Source organism: Howardella ureilytica (assembly GCF_054657495.1).
In genome coordinates this window covers 1-17,246 of sequence record NZ_BAAHYP010000016.1, presented here as the reverse complement: position 1 = coordinate 17,246, position 17,246 = coordinate 1, and the positions used below count along the sequence as shown (strand labels likewise).

The following is a 17,246-nucleotide window of genomic DNA, read 5'->3' as shown; positions in this document are numbered from 1 at the left end:
TTTTATTAATTAAAACATAAAATTAAAACACAAACAAATGTTTTGATAATTTATTTATAACATTATTCAATTTATTTTTCAACTTTTTTCAATACTTATACAGATTAAATATATCAAAAAAATGTTCCCGCTTACGGTATTATCAATATGAAAACGCAACATTAATAATGTTTTCGACATTTGGAAATACGGTATTTAACAATATATTTCAGTATTTTATGTTTACTGCGAAAGGAGACGGATGTACTCAAAGACATATGGAATGACTCTGTTCGGAATAGATGCACATATTGTAGGTGTTGAAACAGATGTGGGAGGCGGATTGCCGTGTTTTGAAATGAGCGGATATCTTAATACGGAAGTAAAAGAAGCCAAGGAAAGAGTTAAGATTTCAATAAAAAATTCAGGATATGATATACCGCCTCAGAGAATTATTATAAATTTTACGCCCGCTAATCTCAGGAAAAACGGAACAGGGCTTGATGTTGCCGTTGCAATCGGAATATTAAAGTCGAACGGAATCATTAAGGGATGTGTCAATAACGGAGTATTTATCGGTGAACTCGGTTTTGACGGCAGTATAAGAGCCGTAGACGGTGTCCTTGCATTTGTTTTAAAAGCTAAAGAACTAAACTTTGAATATGTCATAGTGCCTTCGGGGAATGGGTATGAATGTGTATATGTTGACGGAATAGATGTTTTTGAAGCTGATAATCTGAAAGACGTGGTTGATTTTCTTAATGACATAAAAAAATTGAATCCGGCCGATTACAAAATATCGGACAATTATTCATATACGGATGTGGATTTCAGCGATATACACGGACAATATATGGCGAAAAGAGCGGCGTTGATTAGTGCCTGCGGGATGCACAACTTACTTCTTATAGGTTCTCCGGGAAGCGGTAAATCAATGATTGCCAAAAGAATACCGGGGATACTGCCTAAATTGTCAGTTTATGAGATGACTGAAATAACAAAAATATACAGTACCGCCGGTTTACTTAGAAATAAGACACTTATAAACAGAAGGCCGTTCAGAACACCGCACACTAATCTGACGGAAGCGGCTCTGGTCGGAGGGGGAAGTACACCTAAGCCCGGAGAACTTACATTGGCATCTAAGGGAGTATTGTTTTTGGATGAACTTACAAGATTTAAAACCAATGTACTGGAGGCATTAAGGCAACCGTTGGAAGACAGAGTTGTGACGGTTTCCAGGAATAAATATACCGTACAATACCCTGCCGACTGTATGCTGGTAGCTGCAATGAATCCGTGTAAATGCGGTTATTACCCTGACAGACATAAATGTCAATGTACGGATATTGATATAGACAGGTATATAGGCAAAATCTCAAAACCGATATTTGACAGATTTGATATAAGTGTGAGAACCGAGACGGTAACGTTCGATGATATGAATAACAAAGATAAAGATAATTTATATTCCACAAATAGTATGCGGGAACAGGTTGAAAGGGTAAGAATAATACAAAAAGAGAGATTTATTGATGAAAAAATTAATTTTAACAGTGAAATGTCTAACGGAAATATAGACAGGTTCTGTAAATTGGGAAGCTGTGAGGGAGAGTTGATGAGAGAAATATTTTCAAAGTTTAATTTGACGGCGAGAGGGTATGTGAAAATATTAAAAGTCGCAAGAACCATTGCGGATTTAGATAATAAGGAGCGTATAGATATTAATCACATTTCCGAGGCGGCGGGGTTTAGAAACATATATGAACACAGATAAAACATATTATAAGTTTTGGTTATCCACTGTTGAATCATTGCGGCTGTCACCGCACAAAATACGCAAACTTCTCGAAATATACGGCGATGCGGAGAATATATATAAAGCCGATTCGGATGAATTAAAAAAAATAAAAGGAATAACCGACCGAACTGTTGCAAATATTAATGAATCTAAGAAGAATACCGATATATACAGACTGTTTATAAAAAATATTAAAAACGGAATGAAAGTAGTATTTTACGATGATGAGGAATATCCCGAGTCGTTATACAACTTAAATGATTATCCGTATGCATTGTTTTATTACGGACAATTGCCGCAAATTGATAATCCGCACATTTCAGTTGTCGGATCGAGGACATGTACGGAATACGGAATTACTTTTACGGAAGGTTTTTCATACGAATGGTCCAAGATGGGAATAGGAATAGTATCAGGATTAGCGGCAGGAATAGATACTTATGCCCATAAAGGTGCGTTAAGAGCCGGAGGATATACGTGTGCCGTGCTTGGCTGCGGCGTTGATATATGTTATCCGAGAATAAATATTGACATATATAATACTATAAAGGAAAAGGGATGTATATTATCTGAACATCCGCCGGGAACAAGTCCGTTTTCATACAACTTTCCTTATAGAAACAGAATAATAGCCGCCATTTCGGATGCGCTGTTCGTTGCCGAGGCGAAAAAGAAGTCGGGTTCTTTGATAACTGTGGATCAGGCATTGGAACAGGGGAAGGACGTATATGTTTTACCGGGAAGAATTAACGACCCTGTAAGTGAAGGATGTAACGAACTAATAAGGTCCGGAGCGTATCTTATATCATCATATAAAGATATAGAAAATTCATGTGCCGTAACAGGCAAATTGTCGAATAAAGACATGAGAAAGTTATATAAAGATAATATATGTAGAAAAAACACACACGAAGATAATAACAACACGGAAAAGACATTTAACGAATCCGAAATTTCAGAAAAAAAACAATTAAATCACAGTGAATTATATACTCGCTACGGTAATGAAGGAAAAAGTGTACTTGATAGTAATTTGGATTTATTGTATAGTTGCCTTGATTTTGTTCCGAAAAGTGTGGAGGAACTTATTAGAATAACTAACTTGAGTAGTGAAGATGTAATTTCAGGATTAGTAATGCTTACTTTACAGGGGAAAGCCAGGCAGACATCTCACAACAATTACTCAATTCGTATAATATAAAATGAAAGAAGGGCAATTTGTGTGGGAAAAAACAAGAAACTTTTAATTGTGGAATCACCGGCAAAGGTCAAGACAATAAAAAAATTTTTGGGAAGCAATTATGAGGTTGCTGCATCACAGGGACATATCAGGGATTTGCCTAAATCGGTTTTCGGCATAGATCCGGATAATGATTATGAACCGAGATATATTACCATCAGGGGTAAAGGACCTATTCTGTCTGATTTAAAAAAAGAGGTAAAAAAGGCCGATAAAGTATTCCTTGCAACCGACCCCGACAGAGAAGGCGAAGCAATTTCATGGCATTTGGCTAAATCACTTGGCATTGCGGATGAAGATGTTGAAAGAATTACATTTAACGAGATAACAAAGGATGCCGTAAAAGAATCTCTTAAACATCCGAGAAAAATTGACATGAATCTTGTGGATGCTCAGCAATCAAGAAGAATGCTTGACAGAATAGTAGGATATAAGATAAGTCCGATTCTTTGGAAAAAGGTAAAAAGAGGTCTTTCGGCAGGAAGAGTGCAATCGGCGGCACTGGGAATAATTTGCGACAGAGAAGATGAGATTAATGCGTTTGTACCCGAAGAATATTGGAGTCTTGATGCCGAATTTAAAGTATCCGGTGAAAAAAAGCCTTTAATCGCCAAGTTTTACGGCAACAAATCCGGTAAGATCGAAATAAAGACAAAAGAAGAAGCGGAGTCAATAAAGAAGGCGGTTGAACAGAGCAGCCCGGTTGTTGACAGTATTAAAACAAGCGAAAGAAGTAAGAAAGCTCCGTTGCCGTTTACAACATCAACTCTCCAACAGGAAGCCTCAAAACAGCTTAATTCCGCAACCAAAAAGACTATGCAGACAGCTCAGCAGTTATACGAGGGTGTTGATGTTAAGGGCAGGGGAACCATAGGTATAATTACATATCTCAGAACGGATTCCACAAGAATATCAGATACTGCAAAGGAATATACGGCATCATTTATTGCGGATAAATACGGAAGTGAATATATCGGAGGCAGTGTTGCGGCAAAGAATAACAGCAACGCACAGGATGCCCATGAAGCAATCAGACCTACTGATGTTACCCTTACACCGGAATTAATTAAAGATTCTTTGACAAGAGATCAGTTCAGATTGTATCAGTTGATTTGGAAAAGATTTGTTGCAAGTCAAATGTCCGCAGCCAAGTACGAGAACACAACAGTTAAAATTGCGGCAGGGGAATATATTTACAGCGTTTCAGCTTCAAAAATTTTATTTGACGGATTTCTGTCTGTTTATAAATCAGATGAAGATAAAGAGGATAACAATACTCTTGTAAACGGTATAAATAAAGACAGTGAACTTAGTTTGATTAAAGTTTCTCCGGAACAGCATTTTACACAGCCGCCGGCACATTTTACGGAGGCGTCTCTTGTAAAAAATCTTGAAGAACTGGGAATAGGAAGACCGAGTACATATGCTCCGACCATTTCCACGCTGTTACTCAGAAGATATATTGTAAAAGAACAGAAAAATCTCTATGTAACGGAAATCGGAACGGTTGTTAACAATATGTTAAAAAGTGCATTCCCTACAATAGTCGATGTCAACTTTACGGCTAATATGGAATCTCTGCTTGACGGTGTGGCAGACGGAAGCATTGAATGGAAGCAGGTTATAAGAAACTTCTATCCCGACATTGAAGAAGCTGTAGAACAGGCGGAAAAAGAACTGGAAACCGTTAAGATTGAAGACGAAGTTACAGACATTATATGTGAGAAATGCGGCAGAAATATGGTTGTTAAGTACGGGCCGTCCGGTAAGTTTCTCGGATGCCCGGGATTCCCGGAATGCAAAAACACAATGCCTTATTTGGAAAAAATAGGAGTTAAATGTCCTAAATGCGGAAGAGACATTGTTATCAGAAGAACCAAAAAGGGAAGAATATTTTACGGCTGTGAAGGATATCCCGAGTGTGATTTTTCCAGTTGGCAAAGGCCGTCGGATAAGAAGTGTCCTAAGTGCGGAGGTCTTATGATTGAGAAGGGTAAGAAACTTGTATGCGCCGATATTGAATGCGGTCATGTTGAGGACAATAAAGAGGCATAAGTTTATGCGTTATATGCCCAAATTTATGTTTGACTAAGTATATTATTTTTTGATACAATACACCCTGTGTGTATTCACATATGTTACTATTTTTCATGCGAATCAACTCTTATGGTGATTATTTCAATCAGGGTTCGCAGACGTTTAACCATTATGGAGGTTTAAAATGAGTGTTACTTCAATGAAACAGTTACTTGAGGCAGGTGTTCATTTCGGACATCAGACAAGAAGATGGAATCCTAAAATGGCTCCTTATATCTTCACACAGAGAAATGGTATTCATATCATTGATCTTCAGAAGACAGTAGGTATGGTTGATGATGCCTACAATGAAGTTTCAAGAATTGTTAAAGAAGGCGGTACAATTTTATTCGTTGGTACAAAGAAGCAGGCTCAGGATTCTATCGCGGCTGAGGCAGAGCGTTGCGGAATGTACTATGTAAACGAAAGATGGCTTGGCGGAATGCTTACAAACTTCCGCACAGTTAAGACTCGTATCGAAAGATTAAAGCAGATCGAGAAGATGGAAGAAGACGGTATTTTTGAAGTTCTTCCTAAGAAAGAAGTATTAAAATTAAAGAAAGAGCAGGAAAAACTTCAAAAGAACCTTGGCGGTATAAAGGATATGAAGAAGATTCCGGATGCTATCTTTATTATAGATCCTAAGAAGGAAAGAATCTGTGTACAGGAAGCTCACGCCCTCGGTATTGAACTTATAGGTATTTGTGATACTAACTGTGATCCGGATGAACTTGATTACATCATTCCGGGTAATGATGATGCCATCAGAGCCGTTAAGCTTATTCTTTCAACAATGGCTGATGCCGTTATTGAAGCAAAGCAGGGTGCTGAAAACGCTGAAGAAGCTGAAGAGGTTGCTGAAGCAGAGGCATAATTTTTATTATGACACGGTGATTTATCTATATTGAAGGGAGAATTATAATGGCAGCAGTTACAGCTTCTATGGTAAAGGAATTAAGAGAAACAACAGGCGCCGGTATGATGGACTGCAAGAAGGCTCTTGCAGAAGCTAACGGCGACATGGAAAGAGCTGTTGAAATCATCAGAGAGAACGGTCAGGCTAAAGTTGAGAAAAAAGCAGGACGTGTTGCGGCAGAAGGCCTTGTTACGGCAATCGTTGAAGGCGATAATGTAGGAGCAATCGTTGAAGTTAACTCTGAGACTGATTTCGTTGCTAAGAACCAGACATTCCAGGATTATGTAGCACTCGTTGCTAAGCAGGCACTTAATTCAAAGGCAGCAGATCTTGATGCTTTCCTTGCTGAAAAGTGGAATGCGGATGAGTCTAAGACAGTTCAGGAAGAACTTGCTTCTCAGATTGCTGTTATCGGTGAGAATCTTAAAATCAGAAGATTTGCAAGAGTTGAAGAAAATAACGGTTTTGTTGCATCATATATTCATATGGGTGGTAAAATCGGTGTGCTCGTTGACATTGAAACAGATGTTATCAATGATGCAATCAGAGAAATGGGTAAGAACGTAGCTATGCAGGCTGCAGCTCTTAAGCCTGTTTATACTTCAAGAGATGAAGTAGATCCTGCTTACATCGAAAAAGAGACAGAGATTCTTACGGCAGCAGCTAAGAACGAGAAGCCTGATGCAAACGAAAAGATTCTTGCAGGTATGGTTCAGGGCAGACTTAACAAGGAACTTAAGGATATTTGTCTCTTAGACCAGACATATATCAAGGCTGAAGACGGAAAGCAGAGTGTTGCTAAGTATGTTGAAGAAGTTGCTAAGGCAAACGGAGCAAACATCAAGGTAAAGAGTTATGTTCGTTTCGAAACAGGTGAAGGTATCGAAAAGAAAAACGAGGATTTTGCTGCTGAAGTTGAAGCACAGATGAATAAATAATTAATATATAACATATTATATTAATTGTAAGATGCCGTAAGGACTTTCCTTACGGCATTTTATTTTTTGAAAATTTATTTGCGGAAAGAGTTAAATCCTTTTGAATCCTTTTGCTTTTTGGATTTATGCAGATTTTTTAAGTATAAATAAGCATATATTGTTAAGTAAATATTAAAATCAAAAATTAAGTTAAAATACACTAAAAACGGTTGATAATTATAGTAACAATTACTATAATTAATACTAAGAATATGATTTTTGATGTATAAAATATAACGCAAATAGTACTTAAATGTTACGCAAATGGTACATAATTGGTGTTGAAATATATTTGATATAATCATATAGTATAGAAAAGCTGTGTAACACTTTTATTATATTTGAGTTGAGGGGAATTTGACATGAAGTACAGTCTTAAAAAGAAACGAAGCAAGATGATATACATTCTGCCGATTTCAATTATTGCAGGATGTATTATAGTCAGCCTGGTTGTTATGAATGCATTCGGATTCGGCAAATCCGGAAGCGATCAACACACGGCGGATTCAAACTCCGTTACAACGGAGTCGGGATCTGATAATGTAACTACAACGGAGCAGGAAACAGAGACTACTGCACCGCAATCGGAACATACTAATCCAAAGGATGCCAAAGCGGCGGAAGAGCTGGAAAAGTCATCAGAAAACAGAGTTTATCTTACATTTGATGACGGTCCGAGTTCCAACACCGATGAAATTCTTGATATATTAAAGAAAAATAATATCAAAGCGACATTTTTTGTTATTAAAAGAGATGATCCTGAATCCGTAGCAAGACTGAAAAGAATATATGACGAAGGTCATACGGTAGCATTACATACGGTTTCTCACGACTATCCTCTTGTATATGCAGACATGGATTCATATAAGAAAGATGTTGACGGAATAAAGAGTTTCGTTGATTCCACTTTGGGAATTAATTGCAAATTCTACAGATTCCCGGGAGGATCAAGTAATACAATTTATAAGCATTACGGAATTAAAGATATTCATGAATGTATCGATTATCTCAATTCAATAGGCGTTGAATATTTTGATTGGAACATAAGCAACAGTGATTCGGAAGGTAAAAAGTATACTCCGGAACAATTAGCTGAAAACGTTGAGACCTATATAGGTGATACCGGCGTATACAATATATTACAGCACGATGCACCTGCCAAAAAGAATACGGTAAAATCATTACAGCTTATTATCGATAACTTAAAGGCGAAGGGATATACATTCTGTCAGATTACAGATAATACAAAGCCGGTTCATCACCATATAAGTTGATTGTAACTGTATCGGACTATAATGGTACGGGAATATAACAGGATATATTTTAAATAATATAAGACTTTAAAACTTATCAGATATTATTATTACATATTTTAAAGCATATTATACGATAAAGGTATAATATGCTTTTTTGTTTGCCGGAAAACTTGTAATTTCCATTTTTGAAAATTATTTAAAATTTGATTTTAATGTATATACAGGTGCTTTTTATTTTGCAATAAATGTAATTATTTCATATAATATATATTTGAATTTGTTAAATGTACTTTACGGAGGATATTGTGAAAAGAGTCATCTTAAAACTTAGCGGTGAGGCGCTGTTTAATCAAGGTTCAGGATATGATGATGATTTGATTAAAGATATAGCTAAACAGATAAATGAACTTATAAGCAAGGGGTTGGATATCGGTATCGTAATCGGCGGCGGAAATTACTGGAGAGGCAGAACAAGTGAAAATATCACAAGAGGTAAAGCCGATCAAATCGGAATGCTTGCAACCGTAATGAATTGTATCTATGTATCTGAGATATTCAGAACGGCCGGAATAAAAACGGAGATTTTTACTCCGTTTCCATACTCTAATATGACAAAAGTATTTTCCATAGATGCGGCAAATGAACTGTTCGCTTCCGGACATGTATTGTTCTTTGCGGGCGGAACGGGTCATCCGTATTTTTCCACGGATACGGCCATTGCACTAAGAGCGGCAGAATTATCCGCGGACGGAATACTTTTGGCAAAAAATATTGACGGGGTTTATGATTCTGACCCTATGAAGAACAAAGATGCAAAGAAATATGATGTACTTACTCTTGATGAGATGGTAAGCAAACAGCTTCAGGTGATAGATCTTACCGCATCGGTGCTTTGTCAGGAGAACAGTATTCCTTTAATGGTTTTTGATTTAAAAGAAGACAACAGCATTATTAAAGCATTTTCAGACCGTGATTTTAACGGCACTAAAGTAATAGTAGGATAATTTTTAAATTTGGAGGTTATTATGATAGAGATAAAAGAAATTGAAGAAAGAATGAATAAATCAATAAATGCTTTGGAATCCGAGTTTGCGACTATTCGCGCAGGCAGAGCCAATCCGCATATTCTTGACCGTGTTACGGTAGATTACTACGGTGTACCTACAGCCATTCAGCAGGCTGCAAATGTGTCTGTACCGGAAGCAAGAATGATTCAGATTCAGCCATGGGATGCATCATTAATCAAGGAAATCGAAAAGGCAATTATGATAGCCGATCTGGGAGTAATGCCTACAAACGACGGAAAAGTAATTCGTATTATTTTCCCTGAACTTACGGAAGACAGAAGAAAGGAACTTGCAAAGGAAGTTAAGAAAAAGGGCGAGGAAGCTAAAATAGCAATAAGAAACATCAGAAGAGATGCCAATGATAAGGCTAAGAAGCTCAATAAGGATAATGAGATATCAGATGATGAATTATCTAATATTGAGGCTGATATTCAGAAGATTACAGATAAAGTAACTGCTGAAATAGAAAAGATGATTGATAAGAAGACTGATGAAATTATGACGGTATAAGTCAGGAGAAATATATGTCGGAAAACATTGATTTATCTGAACTTAACATTCCCGAACATGTGGCAATAATACTTGACGGCAACGGCAGATGGGCTAAGAGTAAACATATGCCGAGAACGTACGGTCATACGGTAGGGAGTAAGGTTGTGGAGAGAACCGTTGAGGATGCAAGCGATATCGGTATAAAATACCTTACCGTATATGTTTTTTCAACGGAGAATTGGAAGCGTTCTCAAAATGAAGTAAGCATGTTATTTTCACTAATAGAGAGATACCTTCGTTCTTTAATTAAAAAATCGAAAAAGAACAATGTTCGTTGTAAGGTGATCGGAAGAAGAGACAACATGAGTTCAAGTATGCTTCAGGTAATTAACAGACTTGAGGAAGAAACAAAAGAGAATACGGGACTGACATTTACTCTTGCAATTAATTACGGCGGAAGAGATGAAATCACCAGAGCGGTACAAAGCATTGCACAGGATGTTAAAAACGGTGAACTAAACGTTGAGGACATTACGGAAAGTACAATAAGCGACTATTTGGATACATCTGGAATACCTGATCCGGATTTGCTTATAAGAACCGGAGGAGATGAAAGATTATCAAACTATCTTCCGTGGCAGTTAACATATACGGAGTTTTATTTTACACCGGTGCTGTGGCCTGCATTTACCAAAAACGACCTGATAGATGCTGTCATTAAATATAACGGAAGAGACAGACGATTCGGGGGAGTAAAGTAAATGAAAACAAGAATAATAAGCGGGGCGGTTTTATTCGGTATTCTTCTCGTGACGCTTACGTTTGGCGGATATCCTCTTTATTTCTTTTGCGGTGCCATTTCCGTAATGGGGCTTTTTGAACTGTACAGAGTTTTCGACGTACATAAAAATCCCGTTTCATATATAGGTTACGGCGCCGTGGTTGCGTTGTATGTATTTTTAAATCCGAGTTTCGGAAACTTAATACAGATACCTGAAATGTTTATATACGTGGCGGCATTAATAGCGTTAATGACCGTATATGTATTCAGGTTCGGAAAGGTGTCCGCAAAAGACGTAATGGTAATATACTTCGGCATCTTTTATGTAGGACTCATGCTTTCGTACGTATACAGAGTAAGGGTGTTTGAAGGCGGAGAATATTTCGTATGGCTCATATTTATCGGCTCGTGGGTTAACGATACATGCGCATATTTTACCGGATATTTTCTCGGAAAACATAAAATGGCTCCGGAGTTATCTCCTAAGAAAACGATTGAGGGTGCAATCGGAGGAGTTGCGGGTTCAACCGTGCTGGGTTTAATTTACGGAATTATCTTATCGGCAAATAATGCCGTACCTGTAGGCAACGTCATTCTTATTACGACTCTTGCGGGACTTATAGGAGCATTTTGTGCCATAGTAGGAGACTTGGCTGCATCAGCGATAAAACGAAATCAGAATATTAAGGATTACAGTCATTTAATTCCGGGACACGGAGGAATACTTGACAGATTTGACAGTGTAATATTTACGGCTCCCGTAGTTTATTGGACAATAAACTTCATTCTATAATATAATATTAAAAAGCAAAATGGGGAGAAATACTTCTGTTTCTGCCTGTTTTGCTTTTTTGCTTAATTTGTTTTATGAAAAGGCGGTGATTCTCATGAAGAATATTGCTATTTTGGGTTCTACGGGTTCAATAGGAACTCAGACTTTAGACATTGTGGACGGCTCAAACGGAGAATTGAACGTAGTTGCTCTGTCAGCCGGAAGAAATATAGAACTTCTTGAAGAACAGACAAGAAAATACAGACCATATCTGATATGTGTCGAAACAAAAGAAGATGCGGAAGAACTTGGCATACGTCTGAATGACACGGATGTAAGGATAGTTTACGGTATTGAAGGCCTTACGGAGGTGGCTTCATTTCCGAAATCGGATATGCTTGTTACGGCAATAGTCGGGATGGTGGGATTAAAGCCAACCATTGCCGCAATAAAGTCAAAAAAGACTATCTGTCTTGCTAACAAGGAGACTCTCGTTACGGCGGGACATATAATTATGCCGCTTGCTAAGGAATACGGCGTTGATATTCTGCCTGTTGACAGCGAACATTCTGCGGTTTTTCAGTGTCTTCAGGGAGAAAACAGAGAGGATGTGGAGAAAATAATTCTAACCGCTTCCGGAGGTCCTTTCAGAGGCAAAACACTTGAAGAATTAAAAAATGTTACACTTGCGCAGGCTCTTAAACATCCGAACTGGTCAATGGGTAAAAAAATTACCATTGATTCGGCAACCATGGTCAATAAAGGACTTGAAGTAATAGAAGCAAAATGGCTGTTTGGCATGGACAGTGACAAAATAGAGGTTGTGGTTCACCCCCAGAGTATAATTCATTCAATGGTTGAATTTAAAGACGGGGGTATTAAGGCGCAGCTCGGCATTCCCGACATGAGACTGCCGATTCAATATGCAATTACATATCCTGACAGGTTACCGATTAAAAATTCAGAAAGACTGTCATTTAAAGAGTGTTCGAGGCTGGATTTTGAAGAGCCGGATATGGAAGTGTTCAAAGGATTGAAACTTGCGTTTAAGGCTCTTGAAAACGGAGGAAACTCATCAGTAATGTATAATGCCGCAAATGAGTATCTTGTATCAATGTTTTTACGGGAAAAGATTTCGTTTTTGGATATTCCGAAATATATCGAGTTTGCAATGAACGAAGGTACATTTACGGAGAATCCAAATGTGGATGAGATATTGGAAACGGAAGCGGAAGTAAAAAGAATATTGGAAAGTGAAATCTGCCGATGAGTATTTTTCTTGCTGTTATACTGCTGGGATTGATTATTCTTTTCCATGAATTCGGACATTTCATCGTTGCAAAGGCAAACGGAGTCTGTGTTGTGGAATTTTCCATCGGATTCGGACCCAGACTTTTTTCTTTCAGAAAAGGAGATACGGATTATTGTCTAAAAATGCTTCCTTTCGGCGGTTCGTGCAGAATGCTGAGTTCAGATGAAGAATTATATGAACTGGACGAAGAACAGAAAGAAAAAAAAGGGCATGAATTTGAAAAACAGTCCGCTAAACTGATTTCAAAATACGGCAAGGCGGCCGCGTTCGAAACTAAATCGTTACCTGCAAGAATTGCCGTAATTGCGGCGGGACCGCTTTATAACTTTATATTGGCTTTTTTTATGTCGGTTTTAATGCTTGGTTTTATGGGTGTGGATACTCCAAAGGTTTCAAGTGTGGAAACTAAATCCGTTGTATATGAGTCCGGGCTCAGAGAGGGTGATATTATCACCGATGTTGCAGGCACCGGCATTGTTTTTGACAGAGAACTGACGAGAGAATTGCAAAAACACACTTCGGCTCCGTTTGAGATTACATATAAAAGAGACGGAGTTACATACACGGCTGATGTTAATCCGATTGAAAAAAGAGAAAATCTTTATAAGATAGGAGCAGCTCTCGGTGATGACGCTACCATATCGGGAATAGAGGATGACTCTCCGGCTCAAAAAGCCAAATTGAAAGTAAATGATAAAATTATCATGATAAACGGTGAAAATGTATCATCATCAAAAGAGGTAATAGAAAAAATCAAATCTTCCGAAGGGAAAGAGCTTACATTCAAAGTTGAACGCGGTGGGAACATATCAGATATATCGGTTACTCCCGGTAAAACAGATACCGTATCATATGATATGGGATTTTCAACAAGCGGTGAACGTGTAAAAGTCAGCCCTTGGGAAACAATTTTATACGGATTAAGAGAAGTCTGGTATTGGATAACGACTATTGTTGACCTGCTGGGAAGGATGGTAACCGGAAGATTATCGCTCAGTAATTTGTCAGGTCCGGTGGGAACGGTTAGCGCCATAAGTAATGTAATTGATGCAAGCAGCAGCGACGGCGCATTCTTTGTTTTGATGAACCTGATTTATATCGGAATCATGCTCTCGGCAAACCTCGGTGTAATGAACTTACTGCCGATACCGGGGCTTGACGGGGGAAGATTGATTCTTTATGCAGTAGAGGCGGTTACAGGTCGTCCGGTTCCGAAAGAAAAAGAAGGTATAATCAACTTTATAGGATTTATATTCCTCATGCTTCTTACGGTTATTGTCCTGGTGAAAGATATAATACGGCTTTTTTAGTAAGTTAAGATAAGCAATTAAAATAAAAAAACTAATTATTTAGATTATTATAATTTAGATAATTAGTTTTTTTATTATTTTTTTGATGTTAGTATAAAAGATATAAATTTATTAGGATTAACCGCTAAAGGAGTATACATGAAGAAAAAGCGAATAAGTTTAACATTGGGAGCTTTGGGCGCCGCGGCAATAATCGGAAGTACGGGAACAAGCGTATTTGCGGATGATAAGGTATATGAAAAAAATATAAATTACGTATCGGACAATATTGTTGACGATTATTCCGAAAAAGAAGCGGAAATCGTTAATCATTATAAAACAATAGACGAATCAAGAGCATTATATGAATCCGTCAAGTCTGAATTAATGTCAGTAACGGATGAGTATGATTTAATATCCCCTTATGTAAAAAGTACGGATAAAAGAACAATGACGGATGAACAAATAAGGGAAAAGTATACTCAAACTTATAATTTGACAGGTTCGTTTAATGCAATAAGAGAAAACCTTGACAACATTATGCCAAAGGTAATACAGAACTCGCCTGACAAATATTCATCGTCATATATTATTTCCAACAAAAAACAAATCATAAGAGGCCTGACATATTTGTATCGTTATTATAACTTCCCTGTAGGCAATTCAACGGCATTTGATATGTTGTTGTTTAACATGAAAGAAATCAACGGACAAAACGGCGATGCAATAAAGTTATTGATTGATGTCGGCAACAATTCAAGCGTCAATCTTCTCGGATATAAGACATCTGAGGTTTATAAAAGTATAATAGGAAAAATTACGGGATTTTCAACATTGCCTGACTTTATCGAAAAAACGGCCGAACTTGACGGATGTTCATCCGGGAAGGAATTTTTAATTAAAAGAAGTAAAGCTGTATTCAGCGAGAGCGGAAATACCGGCGATATATTCGAAAAAAGTAAGAAGAGCGAAAGTATAAGCGCATTACTTCTCCCTCTCTTAACACTTTCCGAAAGCAGTATTTACGTTATGAGCACCGATAATACAACTACCGTCGGATTAACTTCCACATACGGCGATGTCAATACCGTTAAATCATTGGCGGATAAGACCGTAACGGAACAGCAGGCATTCTTAAATGCGTTAAAGAGAATAAGCGGAAGAGGAGACAGTGTGGATTCATATCCGGATGTTCTCGTTATTGACACATTGGCGTCGAAAACGAAGTCCGGTCAGTCAAAGCAGCAGACATGGTCGCCTGAATACGGTCAGGGAACAGATTCCGGGGTTGCGGAGTTGATTTCTCCCGGATATTTATATTCGGCTTACAGCAGGGTTGGAGCTCAGGCTTCAAAAAACAGTAACGGTTCAATTATAAGATATTTTATAGATGAAGTTTTAAATGATGACGGCGTAAGTGTATATACACATGAACTTACACATGTATTTGATAAATCCGTATGGATCGGTGCGGGACGACGCGCAGGTTCAGGAAGCGAAACATATGCCAGAGGATTATTTGAAAGCATCAACAATACTCAAACTCCGAACGAGCCTTACGGACCTGTATTCAGTTTAAATACCGCATATGAACTCGGAGATGACCGCATACAGAATAAGTCTCCTGAACGTTTTCAATCATCAGGCGATGTCAGCGAGTATATGAAGGGCCTTATGAACGTTGTAAATGCTCTTGACGTTATTGAAGCACAGGAGATATTAAAGCTTACGGATGCAGATAAAGCCGTATTATTTAACAGGATTTCATTAGACGGTGATAAGGTAACATTTTCCAACATAACAGCGGAGGAAGCGTCACGCCTTCATACCGTTGAAGATTTGGTAGATAACAACATAGTTTCGGGAAGACTTGTTCCGTCGGGTAATTCCACGATAGGAACTCTCAGCAACGGGTACAACGGAGAATACTATGTCGTTCCGATGTTTGAAGGTATATACGGAGCCGCGGTAAACAATAACGGTTTTACAAGTGAATTTTTATTCAGAAGATACGCATGGGAACTCATGGGCGAAGTCGGATGGAATGAGGGATTTATACCTTGGATTTCCGATAAATATGCAACGGATGCGGATGCCGTTCAAAATATCGTGGGAAGTGATTATTCATCATTTAAGAAAAAAATATACAAAGAAAGTGCATCTAATCTGGTTAATCTGAAAAAGACGGCACACTATAATGATTATGATGCCATAAGAAGGGATATAGCCGAAGCGTTACAGGATGATTTGGCAGCCATGAAACAGGAAGTAAATAAGGGAACTTATTCTTCAAGAATACATTCCGTTCGTAATGCGAAAATGTTGATTTTCCAAGACTATTTATTGGAAACAAATGATTTCAGAGAATCGATATACAAAAATAATGCTCCGGATCCGAAACCGGAAGAGCCGAAAGTTAATTGGTATACCGTAAATTATGAATGGGAAAATGCTCCCGTTACGGAAGAAATTCCGGAAAGCGGAAAAACATATGATGGTTATGACGGTGCTGTGGGCAGTAAGGATACAAAGTACACTTCATCATATGAAACAGTGGTTGATGATAAGGTATACAGATTCAGCGGATGGACTGAAAATGTAAGCGATACTACAATTACATATACGGGAACATGGACTGCAACCGACATTATTGATTTCAGTAAAGCCGGAATACAGGTATATCCTGTGTCAACAACATATACGGGCTATCGGGCAGTTCCTACAATAACGGTTACTTATAACGGTAATGTGGTAAATTCATCAGATTATACTGTTACATATTTGAATTATAAAGGTGAGACGGTTTCTCCCGACGGGCTTATTCATGCCGGAGATTATACTATAGTCATATCACCTAAAGCGGGAGAAAAGTATAACAGAGGCACGGGAAGAGCCGATTTTGTAATTACCAAGAAAACAAGTACAAGCGCACCGAGATTTGCTTCATATGAAAAGGGAAGTTTTTCGCCTGATAATAACGGTTCGTTTACATATAATGCTCCTGTTAAATCAAGATGCGAATATAAGCTTGATAACGGTACATGGCAGGACAGCAACACCTTTTACAATGTTCAAAAAGGAAGTTCACATACAGTTTATATAAGATATAAGGGTACGAGTGATGTAACAGAGAGTAATCCGGCAACCATCACTGTAACGGCTCCGAGTGACACTTCTCTTATGAAATTGGAAGAAGACGGGTTCAGGGCAGTAAACGACCTGAATGCGGGAGATTATTACAACATAGAGACCGTTGCAAGAAAAGACGGATTTGTTGATATTTCCGGA

13 protein-coding genes are annotated in these 17,246 nt (G+C 38.0%); all 13 read left to right on the top strand.

Annotated elements, in window-relative coordinates:
• Nucleotides 1–241: 241 nt before the first annotated feature.
• Nucleotides 242–1,756, top strand: coding sequence for a YifB family Mg chelatase-like AAA ATPase (locus tag ACYQ1N_RS07320; RefSeq protein ID WP_459834431.1), 1,515 nt, complete (start codon nt 242–244; stop codon nt 1,754–1,756).
• Nucleotides 1,743–2,981, top strand: coding sequence for a DNA-processing protein DprA (dprA, locus tag ACYQ1N_RS07315; RefSeq protein ID WP_459834429.1), 1,239 nt, complete (start codon nt 1,743–1,745; stop codon nt 2,979–2,981). The genes ACYQ1N_RS07320 and dprA overlap by 14 nt, the downstream gene beginning before the upstream one ends.
• Before the next feature lie 21 nt (nt 2,982–3,002).
• The gene (gene topA, locus ACYQ1N_RS07310; protein ID WP_459834427.1) at nt 3,003–5,075 is read left to right on the top strand and encodes a type I DNA topoisomerase; all 2,073 of its coding nucleotides are present in this window, start codon (nt 3,003–3,005) and stop codon (nt 5,073–5,075) included.
• 166 nt (nt 5,076–5,241) lie between these two features.
• The gene (gene rpsB / locus ACYQ1N_RS07305) at nt 5,242–5,970 is read left to right on the top strand and encodes a 30S ribosomal protein S2 (protein WP_459834425.1); all 729 of its coding nucleotides are present in this window, start codon (nt 5,242–5,244) and stop codon (nt 5,968–5,970) included.
• Between the two features lie 47 nt (nt 5,971–6,017).
• Complete coding sequence (gene tsf / locus ACYQ1N_RS07300; RefSeq protein ID WP_459834423.1) at nt 6,018–6,950, top strand: translation elongation factor Ts; 933 nt, start codon at nt 6,018–6,020, stop codon at nt 6,948–6,950.
• Nucleotides 6,951–7,351: 401 nt separating this feature from the next.
• On the top strand, nt 7,352–8,263 hold the full coding sequence (locus tag ACYQ1N_RS07295) for a polysaccharide deacetylase family protein (RefSeq protein WP_459834421.1): 912 nt from the start codon (nt 7,352–7,354) through the stop codon (nt 8,261–8,263).
• Nucleotides 8,264–8,529: 266 nt separating this feature from the next.
• Nucleotides 8,530–9,249: a UMP kinase gene (gene pyrH / locus ACYQ1N_RS07290; RefSeq protein WP_459834419.1), complete on the top strand. Its 720-nt coding sequence runs from the start codon at nt 8,530–8,532 to the stop codon at nt 9,247–9,249.
• Between the two features lie 21 nt (nt 9,250–9,270).
• Nucleotides 9,271–9,822, top strand: coding sequence for a ribosome recycling factor (frr, locus tag ACYQ1N_RS07285; protein WP_459834417.1), 552 nt, complete (start codon nt 9,271–9,273; stop codon nt 9,820–9,822).
• Nucleotides 9,823–9,836: 14 nt separating this feature from the next.
• Nucleotides 9,837–10,565, top strand: a complete 729-nt coding sequence (gene uppS / locus ACYQ1N_RS07280; protein WP_459834415.1) for an undecaprenyl pyrophosphate synthase — start codon at nt 9,837–9,839, stop codon at nt 10,563–10,565.
• Complete coding sequence (locus ACYQ1N_RS07275; protein WP_459834413.1) at nt 10,566–11,378, top strand: phosphatidate cytidylyltransferase; 813 nt, start codon at nt 10,566–10,568, stop codon at nt 11,376–11,378.
• A gap of 94 nt (nt 11,379–11,472) precedes the next feature.
• Nucleotides 11,473–12,627, top strand: coding sequence for a 1-deoxy-D-xylulose-5-phosphate reductoisomerase (locus ACYQ1N_RS07270; protein ID WP_459834411.1), 1,155 nt, complete (start codon nt 11,473–11,475; stop codon nt 12,625–12,627).
• Nucleotides 12,624–13,979: an RIP metalloprotease RseP gene (rseP, locus tag ACYQ1N_RS07265; protein ID WP_459834409.1), complete on the top strand. Its 1,356-nt coding sequence runs from the start codon at nt 12,624–12,626 to the stop codon at nt 13,977–13,979. The genes ACYQ1N_RS07270 and rseP overlap by 4 nt, the downstream gene beginning before the upstream one ends.
• A 138-nt stretch (nt 13,980–14,117) precedes the next feature.
• The coding region (locus ACYQ1N_RS07260; protein WP_459834407.1) for a ZmpA/ZmpB/ZmpC family metallo-endopeptidase at nt 14,118–17,246 on the top strand (3,129 nt) is incomplete at its 3' end.

What these genes read in the sequence shown, in the direction of transcription:
- ACYQ1N_RS07320 (WP_459834431.1), top strand. Translation starts at nt 242, where the DNA reads ATGTACTCAAAGACATATGGAATGACTCTGTTCGGAATAGATGCACAT.
- dprA (WP_459834429.1), top strand. Translation starts at nt 1,743, where the DNA reads ATGAACACAGATAAAACATATTATAAGTTTTGGTTATCCACTGTTGAA.
- rpsB (WP_459834425.1), top strand. Translation starts at nt 5,242, where the DNA reads ATGAGTGTTACTTCAATGAAACAGTTACTTGAGGCAGGTGTTCATTTC.
- tsf (WP_459834423.1), top strand. Translation starts at nt 6,018, where the DNA reads ATGGCAGCAGTTACAGCTTCTATGGTAAAGGAATTAAGAGAAACAACA.
- ACYQ1N_RS07295 (WP_459834421.1), top strand. Translation starts at nt 7,352, where the DNA reads ATGAAGTACAGTCTTAAAAAGAAACGAAGCAAGATGATATACATTCTG.
- pyrH (WP_459834419.1), top strand. Translation starts at nt 8,530, where the DNA reads ATGTACTTTACGGAGGATATTGTGAAAAGAGTCATCTTAAAACTTAGC.
- frr (WP_459834417.1), top strand. Translation starts at nt 9,271, where the DNA reads ATGATAGAGATAAAAGAAATTGAAGAAAGAATGAATAAATCAATAAAT.
- uppS (WP_459834415.1), top strand. Translation starts at nt 9,837, where the DNA reads ATGTCGGAAAACATTGATTTATCTGAACTTAACATTCCCGAACATGTG.
- ACYQ1N_RS07275 (WP_459834413.1), top strand. Translation starts at nt 10,566, where the DNA reads ATGAAAACAAGAATAATAAGCGGGGCGGTTTTATTCGGTATTCTTCTC.
- ACYQ1N_RS07270 (WP_459834411.1), top strand. Translation starts at nt 11,473, where the DNA reads ATGAAGAATATTGCTATTTTGGGTTCTACGGGTTCAATAGGAACTCAG.
- rseP (WP_459834409.1), top strand. Translation starts at nt 12,624, where the DNA reads ATGAGTATTTTTCTTGCTGTTATACTGCTGGGATTGATTATTCTTTTC.